Annotated in this window: 19 protein-coding genes; 15 read left to right on the top strand and 4 right to left on the bottom strand. The window is 67.0% G+C overall.

Going from position 1 to position 22,473, the window contains the following annotated elements; genetic code table 11:
* The first annotated feature begins 32 nt into the window (after positions 1–32).
* Positions 33–1,010, top strand: a complete 978-nt coding sequence (locus M1247_RS02985) for an NAD(P)H-quinone oxidoreductase (protein WP_317154761.1) — start codon at positions 33–35, stop codon at positions 1,008–1,010.
* A gap of 24 nt (positions 1,011–1,034) precedes the next feature.
* On the opposite strand, the gene M1247_RS02980 is transcribed toward M1247_RS02985, so the two are convergent.
* Positions 1,035–2,231: a cysteine desulfurase-like protein gene (locus M1247_RS02980; protein ID WP_317154760.1), complete on the bottom strand. Its 1,197-nt coding sequence runs from the start codon at positions 2,229–2,231 to the stop codon at positions 1,035–1,037.
* Positions 2,232–2,355: 124 nt separating this feature from the next.
* Here M1247_RS02980 and M1247_RS02975 point away from each other — a divergent pair, with 124 nt between their 5' ends.
* From M1247_RS02975 to wzm, 5 genes are read left to right on the top strand one after another with little or no spacing between them, the layout of a single operon-like run.
* Positions 2,356–4,329 carry a DUF6541 family protein gene (locus tag M1247_RS02975; RefSeq protein WP_317154759.1) on the top strand — a complete coding sequence of 658 codons (1,974 nt, stop codon included), beginning with the start codon at positions 2,356–2,358 and terminating at the stop codon, positions 4,327–4,329.
* A complete protein-coding gene (locus M1247_RS02970) occupies positions 4,326–4,850 on the top strand; it encodes a bacterial proteasome activator family protein (RefSeq protein WP_317154758.1) in 525 nt (174 codons plus the stop codon). The genes M1247_RS02975 and M1247_RS02970 overlap by 4 nt, the downstream gene beginning before the upstream one ends.
* A gap of 7 nt (positions 4,851–4,857) precedes the next feature.
* Positions 4,858–5,664: a galactan export ABC transporter ATP-binding subunit Wzt/RfbE gene (gene wzt / locus M1247_RS02965; RefSeq protein WP_317154757.1), complete on the top strand. Its 807-nt coding sequence runs from the start codon at positions 4,858–4,860 to the stop codon at positions 5,662–5,664.
* A complete protein-coding gene (gene glfT1 / locus M1247_RS02960; protein WP_317154756.1) occupies positions 5,654–6,550 on the top strand; it encodes a galactofuranosyltransferase GlfT1 in 897 nt (298 codons plus the stop codon). The genes wzt and glfT1 overlap by 11 nt, the downstream gene beginning before the upstream one ends.
* Entirely contained in the window at positions 6,547–7,377 is an 831-nt protein-coding gene (gene wzm, locus M1247_RS02955) for a galactan export ABC transporter permease subunit Wzm/RfbD (RefSeq protein ID WP_317154755.1), read from the top strand. The genes glfT1 and wzm overlap by 4 nt, the downstream gene beginning before the upstream one ends.
* 26 nt (positions 7,378–7,403) lie before the next feature.
* On the opposite strand, the gene M1247_RS02950 is transcribed toward wzm, so the two are convergent.
* On the bottom strand, positions 7,404–8,696 hold the full coding sequence (locus tag M1247_RS02950; RefSeq protein WP_317154754.1) for an HNH endonuclease: 1,293 nt from the start codon (positions 8,694–8,696) through the stop codon (positions 7,404–7,406).
* Positions 8,697–8,795: 99 nt separating this feature from the next.
* Here M1247_RS02950 and M1247_RS02945 point away from each other — a divergent pair, with 99 nt between their 5' ends.
* On the top strand, positions 8,796–9,137 hold the full coding sequence (locus M1247_RS02945; RefSeq protein WP_317154753.1) for a TFIIB-type zinc ribbon-containing protein: 342 nt from the start codon (positions 8,796–8,798) through the stop codon (positions 9,135–9,137).
* Here the strand turns inward: M1247_RS02945 and M1247_RS02940 are convergent.
* A complete protein-coding gene (locus tag M1247_RS02940; protein WP_317154752.1) occupies positions 9,095–9,880 on the bottom strand; it encodes a phosphotransferase family protein in 786 nt (261 codons plus the stop codon). The two genes, M1247_RS02945 and M1247_RS02940, sit on opposite strands and share 43 nt — an antisense overlap.
* A 21-nt stretch (positions 9,881–9,901) precedes the next feature.
* Positions 9,902–10,372: a carboxymuconolactone decarboxylase family protein gene (locus M1247_RS02935; RefSeq protein WP_317154751.1), complete on the bottom strand. Its 471-nt coding sequence runs from the start codon at positions 10,370–10,372 to the stop codon at positions 9,902–9,904.
* A 49-nt stretch (positions 10,373–10,421) separates the two neighbouring features.
* On the opposite strand from M1247_RS02935, the gene pdxR reads away from it, so the two are divergent.
* The 8 genes from pdxR (at position 10,422) to M1247_RS02895 (ending at position 22,467) form a co-directional block, all read left to right on the top strand.
* Positions 10,422–11,837: a MocR-like pyridoxine biosynthesis transcription factor PdxR gene (gene pdxR / locus M1247_RS02930; RefSeq protein WP_317154750.1), complete on the top strand. Its 1,416-nt coding sequence runs from the start codon at positions 10,422–10,424 to the stop codon at positions 11,835–11,837.
* A 24-nt stretch (positions 11,838–11,861) separates the two neighbouring features.
* Positions 11,862–12,260 (top strand): GtrA family protein, encoded by a 399-nt coding sequence (locus M1247_RS02925; RefSeq protein WP_317155016.1) that lies wholly within the window; start codon positions 11,862–11,864, stop codon positions 12,258–12,260.
* Between the two features lie 37 nt (positions 12,261–12,297).
* Positions 12,298–13,680, top strand: a complete 1,383-nt coding sequence (locus M1247_RS02920; RefSeq protein WP_317154749.1) for a decaprenylphosphoryl-beta-D-ribose oxidase — start codon at positions 12,298–12,300, stop codon at positions 13,678–13,680.
* 96 nt (positions 13,681–13,776) lie between these two features.
* Entirely contained in the window at positions 13,777–14,181 is a 405-nt protein-coding gene (locus M1247_RS02915; protein WP_410506805.1) for a Fur family transcriptional regulator, read from the top strand.
* Positions 14,182–14,217: 36 nt separating this feature from the next.
* The gene (gene katG, locus M1247_RS02910; protein WP_317154747.1) at positions 14,218–16,425 is read left to right on the top strand and encodes a catalase/peroxidase HPI; all 2,208 of its coding nucleotides are present in this window, start codon (positions 14,218–14,220) and stop codon (positions 16,423–16,425) included.
* 114 nt (positions 16,426–16,539) lie between these two features.
* Positions 16,540–17,304, top strand: a complete 765-nt coding sequence (locus M1247_RS02905) for a decaprenylphospho-beta-D-erythro-pentofuranosid-2-ulose 2-reductase (RefSeq protein WP_317154746.1) — start codon at positions 16,540–16,542, stop codon at positions 17,302–17,304.
* Complete coding sequence (locus tag M1247_RS02900) at positions 17,304–19,244, top strand: galactan 5-O-arabinofuranosyltransferase (RefSeq protein WP_317154745.1); 1,941 nt, start codon at positions 17,304–17,306, stop codon at positions 19,242–19,244. The genes M1247_RS02905 and M1247_RS02900 overlap by 1 nt, the downstream gene beginning before the upstream one ends.
* Positions 19,234–22,467 (top strand): arabinosyltransferase domain-containing protein, encoded by a 3,234-nt coding sequence (locus M1247_RS02895; RefSeq protein ID WP_458695184.1) that lies wholly within the window; start codon positions 19,234–19,236, stop codon positions 22,465–22,467. Before M1247_RS02900 ends, M1247_RS02895 begins: the two co-directional genes overlap by 11 nt.
* Positions 22,468–22,473: the final 6 nt, after the last annotated feature.

Below are 22,473 nucleotides of genomic sequence, written 5' to 3'. Positions count from 1 at the left end.
AAGGAAAATTGACGGGCTGTACCGTTGATCAAATGCATGCAATTGTCGCCTCCGGCAACGACCCGCTGAGCTGGGAAAACGTTGCTGAAATTCATCCTGGAAGTGGACAGATTCTGGTGCGGATCAGTGCTGCGGGCGTCAACCGCGCAGATTTGCTCCAAGCGGCCGGTAAATATCCCCCACCGCCCGGTGCCAGCGACGTGATCGGACTCGAGATTTCCGGCACCATCGCCGCCCTCGGTGAGGGCGTCACGGGGTGGTCGGTCGGAGCACCGGTGTGCGCGCTACTGGCCGGCGGCGGTTACGCCGAATACGTTGCCGTTCCCGCCGCCCAGGTGATGCCGATCCCCGATGGGGTCAGCCTCCATCACGCTGCCGGGCTTCCCGAGGTGGCCTGCACGGTGTGGTCGAACCTCGTGTCCACCGCCGGACTGACGGCCGGCCATCTGGTACTGCTGCACGGCGGCTCCAGCGGCATCGGCACCCATGCCATCCAGGTGGCCCGCGCACTCGGCGCCCGGGTCGCGGTCACCGCCGGCTCGGCCGACAAACTCGCGCTGTGCCGCGAACTCGGCGCCGACATCACCATCAATTACCGCGACGAGGATTTCGTCGAGCGGGTGCGGGCCGAGACCGGCGGTTCAGGCGCCGACGTGATCCTCGACCTCATGGGCGCGGCGTACCTCGATCGCAACATCGACGCCCTGGCCACGGGTGGACGCCTCGTCATCATCGGCATGCAGGGTGGCGTGAAAGCCGAACTCAACATCGGCAAGCTCATGGCCAAACGGGCCGGGGTGCTCGGAACGACGCTGCGCTCCAGGCCGGTCGACGGTCCGGGCGGCAAGGCCGAGATCGTCGCGGACGTGATGGCCAACGTGTGGCCGATGATCGCCGACGGCCGGGTCAAGCCGATCATCGGCGCCGAATTCCCCATTCAGCAGGCGCAGGCCGCGCACGAACTGCTGACCTCGGGGGAGGTCACCGGAAAGATCCTGCTGACGGTCTAGCCCACCGCGCACGTGAAGATCAGATCAGCCCAGCGAGGCGAGCGCACGCACCAACTGGTCGACCTCGGCGGTCGTCGAGTAGTGCGCAAGCCCGACGGTCACCGCGCCGCCGATGTCGTTGACGCCGATCACGTCGAGCACGCGGGAGCTGGCATTCGAGACAGCGAGGATGCCGTTGTCCGCCAACCGCTGCACCACCCGCTCGGCCGGCACGTCGCGCACCGCGAAGCTGAGCACCGGGATGTGGGTCTCGGGCCTGCCGATCACCATCACCAGCGGGAGCGACCGCAGCGAGGTCAACAGGTAGTCAAACAGGCGGCTCATGTATGACGCCGCGGATTCCATTGAGACAGAGAGTCTTTCGCGCCTCGTACCGCTGGCAGATTCGTCGAGGGTGGACAGATATTCGATGCTGGCCACCACCCCGGCCAACAATCCGAACTGATGCACACCCACCTCGAGGCGCGCCGGGCCGGTGGCATACGGATTGAGCGAGACCGAGCCGAACGAATTGATCATCGACGGATCCCGGAACACCAGCGCCCCGATCGGCGGGCCACCCCAGGCCACGGCGTTGAGTGCCACCACGTCGGCTTCGATCTCGTTGAGGTCGAACAGCCGGTACGGCGCCGCCGCCGAATGGTCGACCACCACCAGCCCGCCGACCTCATGGGTCAGTTTGGTGACCGGCCGCAGGTCGGTGACCGTGCCCAGTGTCGATGAGGCCGATGCGATCGCCACCAGCCGGGTCGGCTTGTCGATCAGCCCTTCCCACTGCCAGGACGGCAGCTCCCCGTTCTCGATATCGACCTCGGCCCACTTCACCTTGGCGCCGTACCGGTTCGCAGCGCGCAGCCACGGGGCGATGTTGGCCTCATCGTCGAGTCGGGTGACCACGACCTCGTATCCGAGCCCCACCCGCGTCGAGGAGGCTTCGGCGAGCGAGGTCAGCAGATGGGCCCGGTCCGGCCCGAGGACCACGCCGCCAGGGTCGGCGTTGACCAGATCTGCGACCGCCTGGCGGGCCGCAGTCAGCACTGCGGCGCTGCGGCGCGCCGATGGATGGGGCCCGACCGCGGTGGACACCGAGCCGCGGAAGGCCGTAGACACCGTCGTCGCGACAGAATCGGGCACCAACATCCCGTTCTGTGCATCGAAATGCACCCACCCATCGCCCAACGACGGGTGCAAGCCACGCACCCGGGCGACGTCGTATGCCATGCCAGCCACCTTAGAGCGTCCGCGAGTATCACAAACCGACACGAATTGGTGAGCGCCCGACCTTGCGTTTCCGCTACCGAGGCCGTGCTCGGACCGGGTCGCCCTGGGCAGCCATACTAGTCCAGTGGGCTTCGGGTTCGGAGTGCTAATTGCACTGTTGTTGCTGGTGATCCCCGGGGCCCTGATCGCAAGGGCCGGCGGGCTGACGCTGCCGACAGCCGTGGCGGTCGCCCCTGCCTTGACCTACGGCATCGTCGCGTTCGCCATCGTTCCGTTCGGTGCGTTGGGCGTGCCGTGGAACTTGTGGTCCGCATTGTTTGCTGTGGCCCTGATCGCCGCCGTTGCGGCGGGAATACGCAAGTTCTTTGCCCGCTACCGTGACCACGACGACGAGACATCGGCGGCCACGCGAGGACCGATCCTGGTGGTATGCGCAGGTGTGCTGCTCGGCGCGCTGCTGATCGGCCTGGCCGCCGCCGCGCACCCAGCACACTGGCAGCTGATTCCCAGCAACTGGGATTCGGTATGGCACGCCAACGCCGTCCGGTTCATCGTCGAAACCGGCCAGGCCTCCCCCACCCACATGGGTGAGCTGCGCAACGTCGAAACTCACGAAGCCCTCTACTATCCGTCGGCGTTCCATGCCCTGGCAGCGGTGTTCGGCCAGCTCACCGGCTCGGCACCGGCCATGGCGTACACCGTCAACTCCGCGGCCGCGGCCATCTGGTTGTTTCCGACCAGTGCCGCGGTGCTCGCCTGGAAGATCCTGCGTCCGCACACCACGGAACGCCGGACCGCAGCGGCCGCGGCCACCGCGGCCGCGCTGTCCGCGTCGTTCACCGCGGTCCCCTACGTCGAGTTCGACGTGGCCGCGATGCCCAACCTGGTGGCTTACGGCATCGCGGTGCCTGCCTTCGCGCTGATCACCTCGACGCTGCGGTACCGCGACCGGATCCCGTTGGCGGCGCTGGCCCTGCTCGGCGTCTTCTCGGTGCACATCACCGGCGGCGTGGTGACGGTGCTGTTGGTGATGGCCTGGTGGCTGTTCGAAGCCTTGTGGCGCCCGGTACGCGGCCGCCTGCCCGATTTTGTGACGTTGGCCATGGTCGCGGTGCCGACGGTGCTGATCCTGCTGCCCCAGTTCCTCGGCGTGCTACAACAGGCCGACATCATCGTCGGGCATGCCTTCATCAACCACCTGGGCAAGAAGTACTCGCTTTTCGCGGCCGTCGTACAACACACCCGCCACCTCAACGACTTCCCGATCCAATACGCGCTGATCGTCCTGGCCGGGATCGGCGGGCTGATCCTGTTGATCAGGAAGATCTGGTGGCCACTGGCGGTGTGGCTGCTGCTCATCATGTCGATCGTGCATTCGGGGGCACCGTTCGGCGGGCCGCTTGGTGTGATCACCGGGAAGTTCAGCGATCTGTTCTACAGCGACCCGCGCCGGCTGTCGGCCGTCGTCACCATGCTGTACGCCCCGATGGCCGCCGTCGGGTTACTCGGCCTGGTCCTGCTGGCCGCCGCCGCAGCCAGACGCGTCGGCGCCCCACCGGTATGGATCCGCGCCACGGCAGCCGTCGCCCTTGCCGTCACCACGGTGGGTCTGGCCTGGCACTACTTTCCCCGCCACAAGTTTCTGCTCGGCGAGAAATACGACGCGGTCATGGTCGACGCCGAGGACCTCGAGGCGTTTGCGTTCCTGGCCGGTCTCCCGGATGCGCGCACCACCACGATCGGCAACGCGAACACCGACGGCACCGCCTGGATGTACGCGGTCGCCGGGCTGCATCCGCTGTGGACGCATTACGACTACCCGGTTCAACAGGGTCCGGGGTATCACCGGTTCATTTTCTGGGCATACGCAGATGATGCGGACACCGATCCACGGGTGGCCGAGGCCGTCGAAGCGCTCAACATCCGCTACGTGATGACCAGCACTCCGGTGGTCCGCGGGTTCGCCATGCCCGACGGGCTAGTGTCGCTAGACAAGTCACGGTCGTGGGAGAAGATCTACGACAACGGTGAAGACAGAATTTACCGCTGGCGCGGTGACAAAGAGCAGATGAAACAACACACGACGGGAAGGCCATGACGATCAACCCCGACGACGACAACATCGAGATCATCGGTGGTGACGCAATCGCCGCAGACGACATGGAGGGTGACAGCAAGCCGCTGACCGACCTTGTCGAGCAGCCGGCAAAGGTGATGCGCATCGGCACGATGATCAAGCAGCTGCTGGAGGAGGTGCGGGCCGCCCCGCTCGACGACGCCAGCCGCAACCGGCTGCGCGACATTCACCGGACCAGCATCCGCGAGCTCGAAGACGGGTTGGCGCCGGAGCTGCGTGAAGAGCTGGAGCGACTGACGCTGCCGTTCACCGAGGACAGTTCGCCCTCGGATGCCGAACTGCGCATCGCCCAGGCCCAGCTGGTCGGCTGGCTGGAAGGACTGTTCCACGGCATCCAGACGGCCCTGTTCGCACAGCAGATATCTGCCCGCGCGCAGCTCGAGCAGATGCGTCAGGGTGCACTGCCACCGGGGATCGCGGGTGCGGGGCCGGGTGGCCAGCGTGGCGGCCCGTCTCACCCCGGCACCGGGCAGTACCTGTAGGACGCCGGTGACATCCCTTTCTGAGCCACATATCGAGACGCGCGACGCCTGGGTCGAATTTCCCATCTTCGATGCCAAGTCGCGTTCGCTGAAGAAAGCGTTTCTCGGCAAGGCCGGCGGTGCCATCGGCCGCAACGACTCCAACGTCGTCGTCATCGAAGCGTTGCGCGACATCACGATGTCCTTGGAGATGGGCGATCGGGTGGGTCTGGTCGGCCACAACGGCGCGGGTAAGTCCACGCTGCTGCGGCTGCTGTCGGGTATCTACGAACCGACGCGCGGCTCGGCCACCGTGCGCGGCCGCGTGGCGCCGGTGTTCGACCTCGGTGTCGGTATGGACCCGGAGATCTCCGGGTTCGAGAACATCATCATCCGCGGCTTGTTCCTCGGCCAGACGCGTAAACAGATGCTGGCCAAGGTCGACGAGATCGCCGACTTCACCGAGCTGGGCGAATACCTGTCGATGCCGCTGCGCACGTATTCCACCGGTATGCGGGTGCGGCTCGCGATGGGTGTGGTCACCAGCATCGACCCGGAGATCCTGCTGCTGGACGAGGGTATCGGCGCGGTCGACGCGGACTTCCTCAAGAAGGCGCAGACGCGGCTGCAGAGTCTGGTCGAGCGCTCCGGAATCCTGGTGTTCGCGAGCCACTCCAACGAGTTTCTGGCCCGGCTGTGCACAACCGCGATGTGGATCGACCACGGCACCATCAAGCTGACCGGCGGCATCGAAGAGGTCGTGCGCGCCTACGAAGGCGACGACGCCGCCCGCACGGTGCGTGAGGTGCTTGAGGAAACCGCGCGTGGAGCCTGATTTCGTTTGCGCGGTGGTCGTCACCCATCGCCGTCGCGAATTGCTGGCCACGTCGCTGGACGCGGTGGTGACCCAGGAGCGCAGGCCCGACCATCTGGTCGTCGTCGACAACGACAACGACCCCGCGGTCGGCGAGCTGGTGACCAGCCAGCCGATCCCGTCGACCTACCTGGGATCGCGTCGAAACCTCGGTGGCGCAGGCGGTTTCGCGCTCGGCATGCTGCACGCACTGGCGCTTGGAGCGGACTGGATCTGGCTGGCCGACGACGATGGCAGGCCTGCCGACGCCACCGTGCTGTCGACGCTGCTGGCGTGCGCAGAGCAGTACAGCCTGGCCGAGGTGTCGCCGATGGTGTGCAACATGGACGAGCCGCAGCGGCTGGCGTTCCCGCTGCGTCGCGGCCTGGTGTGGCGCCGGCTCGTCTCGGAATTGCGGACCGATGGTGACGGGGACCTGTTGCCCGGCATCGCATCGCTGTTCAACGGGGCGCTGTTCCGGGCCGCCACTGTGGATGCCGTCGGCGTGCCGGACCTGCGGCTGTTTGTACGCGGCGACGAGGTGGAGCTACACCGGCGGCTGGTCCGGTCCGGGCTGCCGTTCGGAACCTGTTTGAGCGCAAGCTATCTGCATCCGTGCGGCACCGACGAATTCAAACCCATCCTCGGTGGCCGGATGCACACGCAGTATCCCGATGACGAGACCAAGCGCTATTTCACCTACCGCAACCGCGGCTATCTGCAGTCCCAGCCCGGACTGCGCAAGCTTGTGCCCCAGGAGTGGCTGCGGTTCGGCTGGTACTTTCTGGTGTCACGCCGCGATCCCGCGGGGCTGCGCGAATGGATTCGCCTGCGGCGGTTGGGCAGACGCGAAAGGTTCCAGCAATGAGTTTCACCGACGCTGCCAGCCAGTCGAAGACTTTTGCGCGGGCGTGGCGGGATCTGGTCGAAGGATTCGGCAAGCGCGAACTGTGGCTGCACCTGGGCTGGCAGGACATCAAGCAGCGGTACCGGCGCAGCGTGCTCGGCCCGTTCTGGATCACCATCGCCACCGGCGCCACCGCGGTGGCGATGGGCGTGCTGTATTCGAAGCTGTTCAAACTGGAGCTGTCCGAACACCTCCCGTACGTGACGCTCGGACTGATCGTCTGGAATCTGATCAACGCGTCCATTCTCGAGGGCGCCGATGTGTTCATCGCGAACGAGGGCCTGATCAAACAGCTGCCGACGCCGCTGTCGGTACACGTCTACCGGCTGGTGTGGCGGCAGATAATCCTGTTCGGCCACAACATCATCATTTTCGTGATCATCGCGATCATCTATCCCAAGCATTGGACCTGGCCTGATCTGGCGGTGATCCCGGCGCTGGCCCTGATCGCGCTGAACTGTGTGTGGGTGGCGCTGTGTTTCGGCATCCTGGCGACGCGCTACCGCGATATCGGCCCACTGTTGGCCTCGCTGGTACAGCTGCTGTTCTTCATGACGCCGATCATCTGGAACGAGTCGACGCTGCAGCAGCAGGGTGCCGGGTCCTGGGCCAAGATCGTCGAGCTCAACCCGTTGCTGCACTATCTCGATATCGTGCGGGCCCCGCTGCTGGGCGCCGATCAGGAGCCTCACCACTGGGTGGTGGTGCTGGTGCTCACCGTGATCGGTTGGACACTGGCCGCATTCGCGATGCGGCAGTACCGTGCCCGGGTGCCGTACTGGGTCTGACCCGTCAGTCCGGCGGCGAACCCGCCCTAAGCCGCGTGGGGTAGGGCGAATTCGGTGGCCAGTCGTAGTTCGGTCTGGCTGTGGTACATGTCCACGGTGCCCGGTGGTGGTGGTGCGGTGGATCGGTACACCACCCCGGTGGGGGTGACGAACAGGGCGGTGTGGGTGCCGTTGTCGTCGAAGGTGTGTACCCGCCAGCCCGGTGCTTCTTTGGTGTAGTTGCACTGTGCACACAATCCCAACCCGTTGAGCGCACTGGTCGCCCCGCCCCGGGCAGCGGGTCGGGCGTGATCGGTGTGCCGGATCGGGGCATCACAGTAGGGGGTGCGACAGGTCTGATCGCGCAACCGGATGAACATGGCCAGCGCCGTGGGAAACCTCCGGGCCCGCGACTGCATCGCCACCAACGCCCCCGACCCCGGATGACGATAAAGCCGGCGCAGGGTGGCCCGCGAGCGCGCATCGGTGACCGCGTCGCTGACCAACTCGCGGGCCACCTGCGCCGGGACCGGACCGTAGCCGTCGACCACGGCCGGGCTGTCGTCGCCGCCGAGCAGGGTCTGATCCGAGATCACCAGGTTCACCGCGACCGGCACCGGCACCGGCGCGGGCGCGGGCCGGCCGGTGACCCGTTCGAAGATGGTGTCGGTCATCACCTGCCCCCGCGACCGGCCGTCGCCGCAGCGGTTGGCTTCCTGGTGTGCGGCGGCATAGACCGCCACCCCCTGGGCCATGGGCAACAACACCGTCACCCGGGCCATGCAATCGGGCACCGGGCGGATCGTCACCCGGCTGTCCTGCACGGCGTTGGCGGCCCGCGCCACCACCGCGTGTGGATCCAGCCGATAGGCGATGGTCTTGGCCTTGGCCACCAGCCGCTGATCGCCCATGCCGGCCAGGGCGGTGAGCTCGGCGCACATCTCGGCATCGAGGATGCGGCGGTCCTCGACGTCCAGACACGCCGACTCCCGCACCAGCAGGGTGGCCCGCCATTCCGAGAGCACCCCGGCTTCCAGCGCGGCCAGGGTGTGGGGCATTTCCAGGATCAACGCCTTGGCCAACCCCAGGTGCTGACCGCCGCGGTTGGGCGAATCCTGCCGGGCCAGGGCCACCTCACCGGCCAGCCCGCGGCCGCGTTTGGCTGCCGGTACCCCGGCGGCGGCCTCCCGGGCCCGGCGGGTGGCATCCAGCCGGGCCGCCGCGCGGGCCTGCCCCGCGGCGGCCGCGGACTTCACCTGCTCCAACTGGGCGATCCGCAGCAGCAACGCCGACTCGTCGGCATCGGGGTCGACCTGCACCAACCCACTCGGATCGAACATGTGTTCGAGTATGCCACACCCCACCGACGTTTGTGTGATGTCTCAGGACATCGGTGACAACCACAGGCACTTCACAGCAGGTTCGGTCGTTATGGCGATATGAGCATCCCGCCATATGAGCCCCCGAAGCCTCCGCCGTCATCCAACGTCGGCAATACGCTGCTGTGCCCGAAGTGCGCCGGCGTCATGAAGACCTACGAGCGCAACGGCGTCCATCTGGAGCAGTGCGATACCTGTCGCGGCATCTTCCTCGACTTCGGCGAGTTGGAATCGCTCACCCAGATGGAGAACCGATTCGTCCAGGCGCCACCACAGCCGCCGCCGGTGCAGCACGGGTATCCGCCGCAGCACGGGTATTCGGACTACGGCCCCGGCTGGGGACACCGCGGCAACAAGCACTACCGCAAGCAGGGCTTCGGACGGCTGTTCTTCTCCAGCTGAGGCATCCGCGCACATGCGGCCACCAGCAGGTCGTCGTCGGGGGTGTTGGCCGCGGCCTGAATGACGGCCGCGCGGGCGAACGGTTCGAGCACCGGCCACGGATCCGGGAGCGGTAGCGCCGGGCCGCCTGCGGCGCGGTAGGCGTCGAGGAAGAGTTCCCAGTCCTCGTCGGGTATCAGACCGGCGGCCCAGAACCCGGCGGGGCGCGCCAGGTCCCAGGCCGGGTCACCGACCCCCAGATCGTCGATGTCGATGAGCGCCCACGGCCCGGCCGGATCACGCCTGCCGAGCTGGCCCAAATGGAAATCGCCATGCACGAGAGTGCGCGGGCGGTCCGCGGAGCCTGCCCGCCATGCCTGCGCGGGCAAGGCGGCGGCCGCGCGGCGGATCACTTCGCCGCCCGGACGCCGGGTCCGGGGAATGGCACGCCGCAACCGGGCCGGCCATCCGTGCGCGGGCAGACGCTCGGGAAGTGCGCTGGTGTGCAGCCGGGCCAGCACCTGCGCGATGTCCGCCCACGGCACGGATTCAGGTTGCGCAGCAAGGGTTTCCACTTCCGGCCAACGGCTACGCCAACGGTCGCCCACCGGCTCCGGCCTCTCGGACAGCGGGGTGAGCACAACCTCGAGGCGCCTCGCCGCGCGCAGCCGGGCACTCAGCGCGTGCGGATCGGTGCCCGGCCGGTGCAGCTTGTGCACGACGTCGCCGTACACCGTGATCTCTGCACCTGACCGCGTCTGCACACCTCTCAGTGTCCCGTGCCCTCAGCGCCGCGGGGGCGGCATCTTCACCGTGACGTTGATGCGGTTCCACGCATTGATCATCACCGCCATCGAGATGACCTGTCCGAGCTCGCGTTCGGTGAACGCCGCCGCCGCGCGGGCATACACCGCGTCGGGTACCCCGCCGTGGCTCAGCTCCGTGATTGCCTCCGTCAGCGCGAGCGCGGCCTGCTCACGCTCGGTGAACACCTCACCCGCCTCCTCCCAGGCCGCGATCAGGGCCAGCCGCTGCTCGGACTCGCCCATCTTGCGGGCATCGGCGGTATGCATATCGAGGCAGAACGCGCAGTGGTTGATCTGGGAAGCGCGGATTTTGACCAGTTCGCCGATCGTCGGATCGACGTCCTTGGCGGCCGCAGTCGACAGGGTCATCATCGCGTCGTACAGCTCCGGGGAGGCCTTGTAGATCTTCAGCCGCGCGGCGGTCGGGGTGGGTTCGAGTGTCTGTGTCATGACTCCAACGCTAGCGACAAAAGAACCGCCCAGATGGTTCAATTTACGAGTGACTTCACGGGCCAATTCGGGCGGTCGAGACCTGCACCTGGACCTGCGGGCGGTCATCGAACCCGGTAGCCGCACCGCCCGCGAGCAGCTCATCACCGCGTTGCGCGACGGGATCCGGTCGGGGCGTCTGACCACGGACACCGTGCTGCCGCCTTCTCGCGCACTGGCCGTGGATCTGGGGCTGGCACGCAACACCGTGGCCGAGGCGTATGCCGAACTGGTCGCCGAAGGCTGGTTGGCTGCACGACAGGGCGCAGGTACCTGGGTCGCCCGAACCGCCACCGCCCGCCCCACACCGCGACCGCGACGGACACCCGGCGTCCCGAAACACAATCTGATGCCGGGCTCCCCCGACGTGTCGGAGTTCCCGCGCGCCGCCTGGCTGTCCTCGGCCCGGCGGGCACTGTCCGACGCACCGGTTTCGGCACTGCGAGTGGGCGATCCGAGGGGACCCCTCGAATTGCGTGCGGCACTTGCCGAATACCTCGGGCGGGTCAGGGGCGTACGCACCACACCGGAGTCGATCGTCATCTGCGCCGGAGTGCGCGACGGCGTCGAAGTGCTGGGCCGGGTCTTCGGGGGCAGTCGACCCGTGGCGGTGGAAGCCTACGGACTCTTCATCTTTCGCGACACCCTCGCCTCTGTCGGCGTTCCGACCGTGCCCATCAGGCTCGACGACGCCGGGGCGGTGGTCGGCGACCTCGACGGTCTGGACACGTCCGCGGCGCTGCTCACCCCAGCGCACAACAGTCCGTACGGGATGGCGCTGCATCCCGAGCGGCGCACCGCCGTCGTCGAATGGGCACAGCGCACGGATGCGTACGTGATCGACGACGATTACGACGGCGAATTCCGTTACGACCGGCAACCTGTCGGTGCGCTGCAATCGCTGGACCCGGAGCGGGTGGCCTACCTCGGCTCGGTGAGCAAGAGCCTGGCCCAGACCCTTCGGGTGGGCTGGATGGTGCTGCCCGAATCGTTGATCGACCCGGCCATCGACGCAGCAGGCGGGCAGCAGTACCACGTCGACGCCATCACGGCACTCACACTCGCCGACTTCATCAGCACGGGCGGCTACGACCGCCACATCCGGCGCATGCGCAACAGGTACCGGCGCAGGCGCGACACGCTGGTGGCGGCCCTGGAGGGATTCGACGTCGGGATCCGTGGTCTCGCTGCGGGCGTCAACATGCTCCTCACGCTTCCGGACGGAGCCGAACCAGAGGTGTTGCGGCGAGCCGGTGAGGCCGGGATCGCGCTGAACGGCCTCTCACTGATGCGCCATCCCTTGGCCGGACCCGAGATTCCGGACCCTGACGGGGTGATCATCGGCTTCGGCGGACCTGCCGAGCACGCGTTCGCCCCTGCCGTCGAAGCCCTGTGCGGCGTGCTGGAGGCCGTGGTCGCTCGCTAAGCTGCGTGGGTGGCCGAGCCCGTGATGTCGCCGACCCTGGACCTCAAGACCCAGGCGTTCCGGTTCGTCGTCACCGGCGGATTGTCGGCGATCGTGGACTTCGGCCTGTATGTGTTGCTCTACAAGTCCGTCGGACTTCAGGTCGACCTCGCGAAGACGATCGGCTTCATCGCCGGGACGACGACGGCGTACCTGATCAACCGGCGCTGGACGTTCCAGGCCCCGCCGAGCACAGCCCGTTTCATCGCGGTGTGGGTGCTCTACCTGCTCACTTTCGCTGTCCAGGTGGGCCTGAACCACCTGGTGCTCCACCTGGCCCACTACCAGGCGTGGGCTGTGCCGGTGGCATTCGTGATCGCCCAGGGCACCGCGACGGTGATCAACTTCGTGGTGCAGCGCGCGGTCATCTTCCGGTTGCACTGAGCGGTTACCGGCGTACCCCGCGGTAATCTCTCCAACGATGTCAACGACCGAGCTTCCGACCACCGCCAAGCGCCTGACGGGCTGGGCCCGCACCGCGCCCACCGTCGCGCAGGTGCTCTCGACGCCAGACCCCGAGGTCATCGCCAAGGCAGTCGCGCGGGCTGCGCAGACGGGCGGCCGCGGCGTGATCGCCCGCGGTCTCGGCCGCTCCTACGGCGACAACGCGCAGAACGGCGGCGGTCTGGTCATCGACATGCCCGCGCTGAACAAAATCCACACGATGGACAGCGACACCCATCTTGTCGACGTCGACGCCGGCGTGAACCTCGACCAGTTGATGCGGGCGTCGCTGCCCCTCGGACTGTGGGTGCCGGTGCTCCCTGGCACCCGCCAGGTGACCGTCGGCGGGGCGATCGCGTGCGACATCCACGGCAAAAACCACCACAGCGCAGGCAGCTTCGGCAATCACGTCCGCTCGATCGACCTGCTCACCGCCAACGGTGAGATACGCCAGCTGACACCGGACGGCCCCGAATCCGAGTTGTTCTGGGCAACGGTGGGCGGCAACGGATTGACCGGCATCATCCTGCGGGCCACCATCGAGATGACTCCGACCGAGACGGCGTATTTCATCGCCGACGGCGACGTCACCCACAGCCTCGACGAAACCATCGACTTCCACAGCGACGGCAGCGAATCCAACTACACCTACTCCAGCGCGTGGTTCGACGCGATCAGTGCGCCACCGAAGCTGGGACGCGCGGTGATCTCGCGCGGCTCGCTGGCCACCGTCGACCAGCTGCCGAAGAAACTTCAGGCCGACCCGCTGAAATTCGATGCCCCGCAGTACTTCACCACACCCGATGTCTTTCCGAACGGTCTGGGCAACAAGTACACCTTCGGGCCGATGACCGAGCTGTGGTACCGCATGGGCAAGACCTATCGCGGCAAGGCTCAGAATCTCACGCAGTTCTATCACCCGCTCGACATGGTCGGGGAGTGGAATCGCGCTTACGGCACAGTGGGTTTCGCGCAGTACCAGTTTGTGGTGCCCGTCGAGGCTGTCGACGAGTTCAAACGCATCATGTACGACATCCAGCGCTCGGGACACTACTCGTTCCTCAACGTGTTCAAACTCTTCGGCGAAGGCAATCAGGCGCCGCTGAGCTTCCCCATCCCGGGCTGGAACGTCTGTGTCGACTTCCAGATCAAGGCCGGCCTCAGCGAATTCCTCACCGACCTGGACCGCAGGGTCCTCGAGTTCGGCGGGCGGCTCTACACCGCCAAGGATTCCCGCACCACGGCCGCCACGTTCCACGCCATGTACCCGCGCATCGACGAGTGGATCGCGGTGCGCCGCAAGGTCGACCCCGACGCGGTGTTCGCCTCGGACATGGCTCGCCGGCTGGAGTTGCTGTAGTCCTTCCCGCTGAATCAGCCGGAATTTGATTCTTGACTAATTCCAGATAACAGGCCAGACTCTGGTCCTGTGACGACTATCACGGACTTCCGACAGATGCTGCGGCAGTCCGATCTGCGCGTCACGCGTCCACGGCTCGCAGTGCTCGGCGCCGTGTACGCACATCCGCACGCCGACACGGATTCGATCATCCGTGCGGTGCGCAACGAACTTCCCGACGTATCCCACCAGGCCGTGTACGACTCGCTGCACGCCTTGACCGCAGCACGGCTGGTACGACGCATCCAGCCATCCGGCTCGGTGGCCCGCTACGAATCACGCGTCGGCGACAACCACCACCACGTCGTGTGCCGGGCGTGTGGGGCCATCGCCGACGTCGACTGCGCGGCCGGCGCAGCGCCTTGCCTGACCGCGTCAGAGGACCACGGTTTCCAGATTGACGAAGCCGAGGTCATCTACTGGGGCCGGTGCCCCGAATGTTCCACTGCTCCAACCAGATAAACCCCTTAACCCGCCAGCCCCGGAAAGGATTTTTTTATGGCCGAAACACACCCCCCCATCGGTGAAGCTCAGACCGAACCCGCCGAAAGTGGTTGTCCGATGCGGATCAAGCCGCCCGTCGAGGGCGGCAGCAACCGCGACTGGTGGCCCAATGCGGTGAATCTCAAGGTCCTGCAGAAGAATCCCGAAGCCATCAACCCGATGGACGAGGGCTTCAACTACCGCGAGGCCGTCCAGACCATCGACGTCGATGAGCTCGCGCGCGACTTCGACGCGCTGCTGACCAATTCGCAGGACTGGTGGCCCGCCGACTTCGGACACTACGGTCCGCTGTTCGTCCGGATGTCGTGGCACGCCGCAGGCACCTACCGGGTTGAGGACGGCCGCGGTGGCGGCGGGCGCGGTATGCAGCGCTTCGCCCCGCTGAACAGCTGGCCCGACAACGTCAGCCTCGACAAGGCCCGCCGCCTGCTGTGGCCGATCAAGAAGAAGTACGGCAAGAAGCTGTCGTGGTCGGACCTGATCGTCTACGCGGGCAACCGGGCCATGGAGCACATGGGCTTCAAGACCGCAGGCTTCGCCTTCGGTCGCGAGGACTACTGGGAGCCCGAGGAGGACATCTACTGGGGCGCCGAAGCCGAATGGCTGGGTTCGCAGGATCGGTACGCCGCTTCGGGCGGGGACCGGACCAAGCTGGAGAACCCGCTGGGCGCCAGCCACATGGGCTTGATCTACGTCAACCCTGAAGGCCCCGAAGGCAATCCGGATTACCTCGCTGCAGCCATCGACATCCGGGAGACCTTCGGTCGGATGGCGATGAACGACATCGAGACCGCTGCGCTGATCGTCGGTGGCCACACCTTCGGCAAGACCCACGGCGCCACAGACATCGAGAACGGCGTGGAGCCCGAGGCCGCACCGCTCGAGCAGATGGGCTTGGGCTGGGCCAATCCGGGCCTCGGCAACGACACCGTCAGCAGCGGCATCGAGGTGACCTGGACGCACACCCCCACCAAGTGGGACAACAGCTTCCTGGAGATCCTCTACAGCAACGAGTGGGAGCTGTTCAAGAGCCCCGCGGGCGCCAACCAGTGGCGACCCAAGGACAACGGCTGGGCCAACTCGGTGCCGATGGCACAGGGCAACGGCAAGACCCACCCGGCGATGCTGACCACCGACCTGTCGATGCGGTTCGACCCCATCTACGGCGAGATCACGCGGCGCTGGCTGGATCACCCCGAGGAGCTGGCGGAGGAGTACGCCAAGGCCTGGTTCAAGCTGATCCACCGTGACATGGGTCCGGTGACGCGTTACCTCGGACCGCTGGTGCCCAAGCAGACGTGGGTGTGGCAGGACATCGTGCCTGCCGGCAAGGACCTGTCCGATGCGGATGTCGCCACGCTCAAGGCGGCCATCGCCGAGTCGGGTCTGACCACCCAGCAGCTGGTGGACACCGCGTGGAAGGCTGCGGCGTCGTTCCGTTCCAGCGACATGCGCGGCGGCGCCAACGGCGGCAGGATCCGGCTGCAGCCGCAGCTCGGCTGGGAGGTCAACGAGCCCGACGAGCTGGCTCAGGTCATCAGCAAGCTGGAGGAGATCCAGCAGGCCTCCAAGAATGGAGGCACGGAGGTGTCCTTCGCCGACCTGGTGGTGCTCGGCGGTGTGGTCGGCCTCGAGAAGGCGATCAAGGACGCCGGCTTCGATGTCGCGGTGCCGTTCACCCCGGGTCGCGGTGACGCCACCCAGGAGCAGACCGACGTCGAATCGTTCGCCTACCTGGAGCCTAAGGGCGACGGTTTCCGCAACTACGCGAACAAGGGCGACAGCCTGCCTGCCGAGTACCGACTGATCGACCGGGCGAACCTGCTGGGCCTGTCGGCTCCTGAGATGACGGTGCTCGTCGGCGGCCTGCGGGTCCTCGGCGCCAACCACGGTGGTTCCGATCTCGGTGTGCTGACCGCCAACAAGGGGCAGCTGACGAACGACTACTTCGTCAATCTGACCGACATGGGCATCAAGTGGGCCCCGGCTCCGGCCGATGACGGCACCTACGTCGGCACCGACCGGGCCACCGGTACGCCGAAGTTCACCGCCAGCCGGGTCGACCTGCTGTTCGGCTCGAACTCGCAGTTGCGGGCGCTGGCCGAGGTGTACGCCGAGGACGATTCCAAGGAGAAGTTCGTCAGGGACTTCGTCGCGGCATGGACCAAGGTGATGGACGCCGACCGCTTCGACGTCTCCTAACCACTGCTACCTGGGCGCCCGGGTCGGCCATTGGCCGTCCCGGGCGTTCGGCCTCGAGGGCAGGCCCGCACGGTACCCTCGTCACGATGTCCCCGAGGCTTGGAGCTGCACTAGATGGTGTTCGACGCCGTAGGTAATCCCCAGACGATTCTGCTGCTCGGCGGCACCTCCGAAATCGGACTGGCGATCTGTGAGCGCTATCTGCGCGACGCCCCCGCCCGGATCGTGCTCGCCGCGCTACCCGACGATCCGGGTCGTGACGACGCCGTGGCCGCGCTGCAGAAGGCGGGTGCCGGCTCGGTCGAGGTGATCGACTTCGACGCCGTCGACACCGCAAGCCACCCCGCGGTGATCGAAAAAGCTTTCGCCGGCGGCGATGTAGATGTGGCGATCGTCGCGTTCGGCCTGCTCGGCGATGCCGAGGAATTGTGGCAGAACCAGCGCAAGGCCGTACAGATCGCCGAGATCAACTACACCGCAGCCGTTTCGGTCGGTGTACTGCTCGGCGAGAAAATGCGCGCACAAGGCTATGGCCGCATCATCGCCATGAGTTCGGCCGCAGGCGAACGGGTCCGCAGGTCCAACTTCGTCTACGGCTCCACCAAGGCGGGTCTGGACGGGTTCTATCTCGGTCTCGGTGAGGCGCTGGCCGAATTCGGCGTCCGCGTGCTGGTGATCCGGCCCGGGCAGGTCCGCACCCGCATGAGCGCCCACGTCAAGGAGGCGCCGCTGACTGTGGACAAGGAGTATGTCGCCAACCTGGCGGTCACCTCATCGGCCAAGGGCAAGGATCTGGTTTGGGCGCCCGGAGCGTTCCGCTACGTGATGATGGTGTTGCGGCATATCCCGCGGCCCATCTTCCGCAAGCTTCCCATCTGATGCGCGCCGCGGCCAGGGTCATCGGCCAGATGCTGATCGCCGTTCTGATCTCCTCGGCCGTGGCCGGGGTGGCGATTGCCGCCATCGCCCGCGTCGAATGGCCCGCTTACAACACGTCCAACCAGCTGCACGCGCTCACCACTGTGGGCCAGTTCGGTTGTCTGGCAGGGCTGTTGGCCGCCGGCTGGATCTGGAGACGAGGCAGACGCACGCTGGCCCGGCTGGCCGCGCTGACATTCCTTTCCGCGTTCTCGGTGGTCACCCTCGCAATGCCGCTGGGCGCCACCAAGCTGTACCTGTTCGGCGTCTCGGTCGACCAGCAGTTCCGCACCGAGTACCTCACCCGGCTGACCGACACCCCGGGCCTGCACGACATGACCTACATCGGGCTGCCGCCGTACTACCCGGCCGGCTGGTTCTGGATGGGCGGGCGCATCGCCGCCGCCACCGGCACCCCGGCCTGGGAAATGTACAAGCCGTGGTCCATCGTCTCAATAACCATCGCTGCCGCCCTCGCATTCGTGTTGTGGACAACCATGATTCGCTTCGAGTACGCCCTGATCGCGACGACGGCAGGCACCGCGGCCATGCTCGCCTACTCACCGGCGGAGCCGTATGCGGCGATCATCACCATCCTGCTGCCGCCCGTGTTCGTGTTGGCCTGGTCCGGGTTTGCCGCGCACGCGAGGAGCACAACGGACGGGGGCAGGACAAGAAACGGCGGCTGGGCGGCTGTCATCGGCGTCGGGATCTTCCTCGGGGTGACCGCACTGCTCTACACCCTGCTGTTCCTCTATTGCGCATTCACGCTCGCCATCATGGGGCTGGCGCTGGCCGTGGCCCGCAGGCAATTCGATCCGCTGCTGAGAGGCATCGTGATCGCCGGAATCGCCGGCGGGATCGCCCTGCTCACGTGGGCCCCCTATCTGCTGGCCGCACTGCGCGGTCAGCCTGCCGCCTCCGGTACCGCCCAGCACTACCTGCCCGAGGCCGGCGCCCAGCTGACCTTCCCGATGCTGAGCTTCACCCTGCTCGGTGCCCTGTGCATGGTCGGCACGCTGTGGTTGGTGGTGCGCGCGCGTAGTTCGACGAGAGATGGCGATCAGCGCTCGCGCGAAGAGCAGATAGCCGCAGCCCTGGCCATCGCGGTACTCGCGGTCTACGCCTGGTCACTGCTGTCGATGCTGACCACGCTGGCGGGCACCACATTGTTGTCGTTCCGGCTGCAACCGACACTGACCGTGCTGTTGACCACCGCGGGTGCGTTCGGGTTCGTCGAGGCGGCGCAGGCGATCGCCCGCCGCTACCGGCCTGAAACCGGCCGCCGGGTGATCGCCGCGGCCGCCACCGTGGGCGCCATCGGCGCGGTCACGTTCAGCCAGGACATTCCCGACGTGCTGCGTCCCGACATCGCCGTCGCCTACACCGACACCGACGGGAGCGGCCAACGTGCGGACCGCCGTCCCCCTGGCGCCGAGCGCTACTACGCCGAGATCGATGCCCGGGTCCTGGCGGCCACCGGGGCGCCACGCAACCAGACCGTGGTGCTCACCGCGGACTACAGCTTCCTGTCGTACTACCCGTACTACGGCTTCCAAGGGCTGACCTCGCATTACGCAAACCCCCTTGCACAGTTCGACAAACGTGCCGAGGCCATCGAGGGCTGGGCGACGATGACCAGCGCCGACGAGTTCGTCGCTGCCTTGGACGAGATGCCGTGGCCACCACCGACGGTGTTCCTGATGCGGCACGGCGCCAACGACACCTACACCCTGCGTCTGGCCTCCGACGTCTACCCGAACCAGCCCAACGTGCGCCGCTACCACGTGGAGTTGGATTCGGCGCTGTTCGACGATCCGCGGTTCGAGGTGTCTGATGTCGGGCCGTTCGTGCTGGCGATCCGCAAGCCCGATGGGAAGTCCACAGCTGATGGCGACTGACACCCCGATAACATCGAAACCCGTGATCGCAGCGGGCAGCAACCACCGGACCGTGCGGCTCATCGCGATCATCGCGGGCCTTCTCGGTGCGCTGATGGCGATAGCGACGCCGCTGCTCCCGGTGAAACAGACCACCGCTGAACTCAACTGGCCGCAGAACGGGGTCTGGCAGAGCGTCAATGCCCCGCTGATCGGCTACGTCGCGACCGACCTGAACATCTCGGTGCCGTGCAGCGCGGCGGCCGGTCTCACCGGCGCCGACAACGTGTTGCTGTCGACGGTCCCCAAGCAGGCGTCCAAGGCGATCGACCGTGGCCTGCTCATCGAACGGGTCAACGATGACCTGCTGGTCATCGTGCGGAACACCCCGGTGGTCAGCGCGCCGCTCGATCAGGTGCTGAGCCCGGCGTGCCAGAACCTGACGTTCACCGCGCACGCCGACAAGGTCACCGGGGAGTTCGTCGGGCTCACCCAGGGCCCCGACGACGCAGACCCCGGTGCTCCGCTGCGAGGCGAACGCAGCGGCTACGACTTCCGCCCGCAGATCGTCGGGGTGTTCACCGACCTTTCCGGACCCGCACCGGACTCGCTGAAGCTCTCGGCCACCATCGACACCCGCTTCAGCAGTGCCCCAACGCTGCTCAAGACACTGGCCATGGTCATCGGGGTGGCGATGACCATCATCGCCCTCGGCGCGTTGCACGTGCTGGACACCGCCGACGGCCGCGGCATCAAACGCTTCCTACCGGCGCGGTGGTGGTCGATCACCCCGTTGGACGGACTGGTCACCGCGGTGCTGGTGTGGTGGCATTTCGTCGGCGCCAACACCGCCGACGACGGCTACATCCTGACCATGGCCAGAGTGTCCGAACACGCCGGGTACATGGCCAATTACTACCGCTGGTTCGGCACCCCGGAAGCCCCCTTCGGCTGGTATTACGACCTGCTGGCGCTGTGGGCGCACGTCTCCACCACCAGCGTGTGGATGCGGCTGCCGACGCTGGTGATGGCGCTGGCCTGCTGGTGGGTCATCAGCCGTGAGGTCATCCCCCGGTTGGGCCACGCGGTGAAAACCAGCAGGGCCGCGGCCTGGACCGCGGCCGGCATGTTCCTGGCGTTCTGGCTGCCGCTGAACAACGGGCTGCGCCCCGAGCCGATCATCGCGCTCGGCATCCTGCTGACCTGGTGTTCGGTGGAGCGCGGGGTGGCCACCAGCCGACTGCTGCCGGTGGCGATCGCGATCATCATCGGCGCCCTGACACTGTTCTCCGGACCCACCGGTATCGCCGCGGTCGGTGCGCTGCTCGTCGCGGTCGGTCCGCTGAAAACCATTGTGGCCGCCCATACCTCGCGGTTCGGCTACTGGGCGCTGCTGGCGCCGATCCTGGCCGCGGGCACCGTCACCATCTTCCTGATCTTCCGTGACCAGACGCTCGCAGCCGAGTTGCAGGCCAGCACGTTCAAGTCCTCGGTGGGCCCCAGTCTGGGCTGGTTCGACGAACACATCCGCTATTCGCGGCTGTTCACCACCAGCCCCGACGGCTCGGTCGCGCGACGCTTCGCGGTCCTTACCCTGCTGCTCGCGCTGGCGGTGTCGGTGGCGATGTCGTTGCGCAAGGGCCGTATCCCCGGCACCGCCGCGGGCCCGAGCCGCCGGATCGTCGGCATCACGATCATCTCGTTCCTCGCGCTCATGTTCACCCCCACGAAGTGGACACACCACTTCGGCGTGTTCGCCGGCCTGGCGGGGTCCCTTGGCGCGCTTGCCGCGGTCGCGGTGACGGCGGCCGCGATGCGGTCCCGGCGCAACCGGGCCATGTTCGCCGCCGCGGTGCTGTTCGTGATGGCGCTGTCGTTCGCCACAGTCAACGGCTGGTGGTACGTGTCCAACTTCGGCGTGCCGTGGTCGAACTCCTTCCCGGAGTGGAAGTTCGGGTTCACCACGATTCTGCTGGGGTTCTCGGTGCTGGCGCTGCTGCTGGCGGCGTGGTTCCACTTCAGCGGACGCGACAAGTCTCCCGACGGGCCACCGCGTAGCTGGCAACGCTTCGTGGGCTCGCCGTTGGCGGTGGCCGCGTGGGTGGTGGTGATGTTCGAGGTGGTGTCGCTGACACTGGGAATGACCGATCAGTACCCGGCCTGGTCCGTCGGCCGCTCGAACCTGGAGGCGCTGACCGGCAAGACGTGCGGGCTCGCCGACGATGTGATGGTCGAGCAGAACCCGAACGCAGGCATGCTGGTACCCGTCGGTGAGCCGGCCGGCCAAGCCCTCGGTGCGGCGACCTCGCAGGGTTTCGGCCCCAACGGCATTCCTTCCGACGTCTCTGCCGACGCGGTGATGGAACAACCCGGATCCGGCAACTTCGCCGATTCCGATTCCGGCACGGTCACCGGCAGCGAGGTCGGCACCGAAGGCGGCACCACCGCGGCGGCCGGTGTCAACGGCTCCCGCGCCCGGTTGCCGTACAACCTCAACCCGGCGACCACCCCGGTACTGGGCAGCTGGCGCTCCGGCATCCAGTCGCCCGCATCGCTGCGCTCCGCCTGGTACCGGCTGCCCGACCGTGATCAGGCCGGTCCACTGCTGGTGGTCTCGGCCGCCGGTCGCTTCGATCCGGGCGAGGTCATGGTCCAGTGGGCCACCGACGAAGGTGCCGCGAAGAACGAGAGCGGCGGTGCCATCACGTTCGCCGATGTCGGCGCCGCCCCGGCGTGGCGCAACCTGCGGGCTCCGCTGTCGGCGATCCCACGCGAGGCCACCCAGATCAGGCTGGTGGCCAGCGACGACGACCTGGCTCCGCAGCACTGGATCGCCCTGACCCCGCCGCGCATCCCCGAACTGCGCACGTTGCAGGATGTCGTCGGCTCCTCCGACCCGGTACTGCTGGATTGGCTGGTCGGCCTGGCCTTCCCGTGTCAGCGGCCGTTCGGGCATCAATACGGCGTGACCGAGGTGCCCAAGTGGCGGATCCTGCCCGACCGGTTCGGCGCGGAGGCCAACTCACCGGTGATGGACTACCTCGGCGGCGGGCCGTTGGGGATCTCGGAACTGCTGTTGCGTCCGTCGAGCGTGCCGACGTACCTCGAGAAGGACTGGTTCCGCGACTGGGGATCGCTGCAACGGTTGACTCCGTGGTATCCGGACGCCGAAACGGCCCGGCTGGATCTCGGGACGGCCACCCGCAGCGGATGGTGGAGCCCGGCGCCGCTGCGATTGAGTTGAGGTAGG

Source organism: Mycobacterium appelbergii, assembly GCF_032883035.1.
GTDB lineage: Bacteria > Actinomycetota > Actinomycetes > Mycobacteriales > Mycobacteriaceae > Mycobacterium > Mycobacterium appelbergii.
The sequence above is the reverse complement of the archived record's forward strand: the minus strand, read 5'-3'. Positions and strand labels throughout refer to the sequence as shown.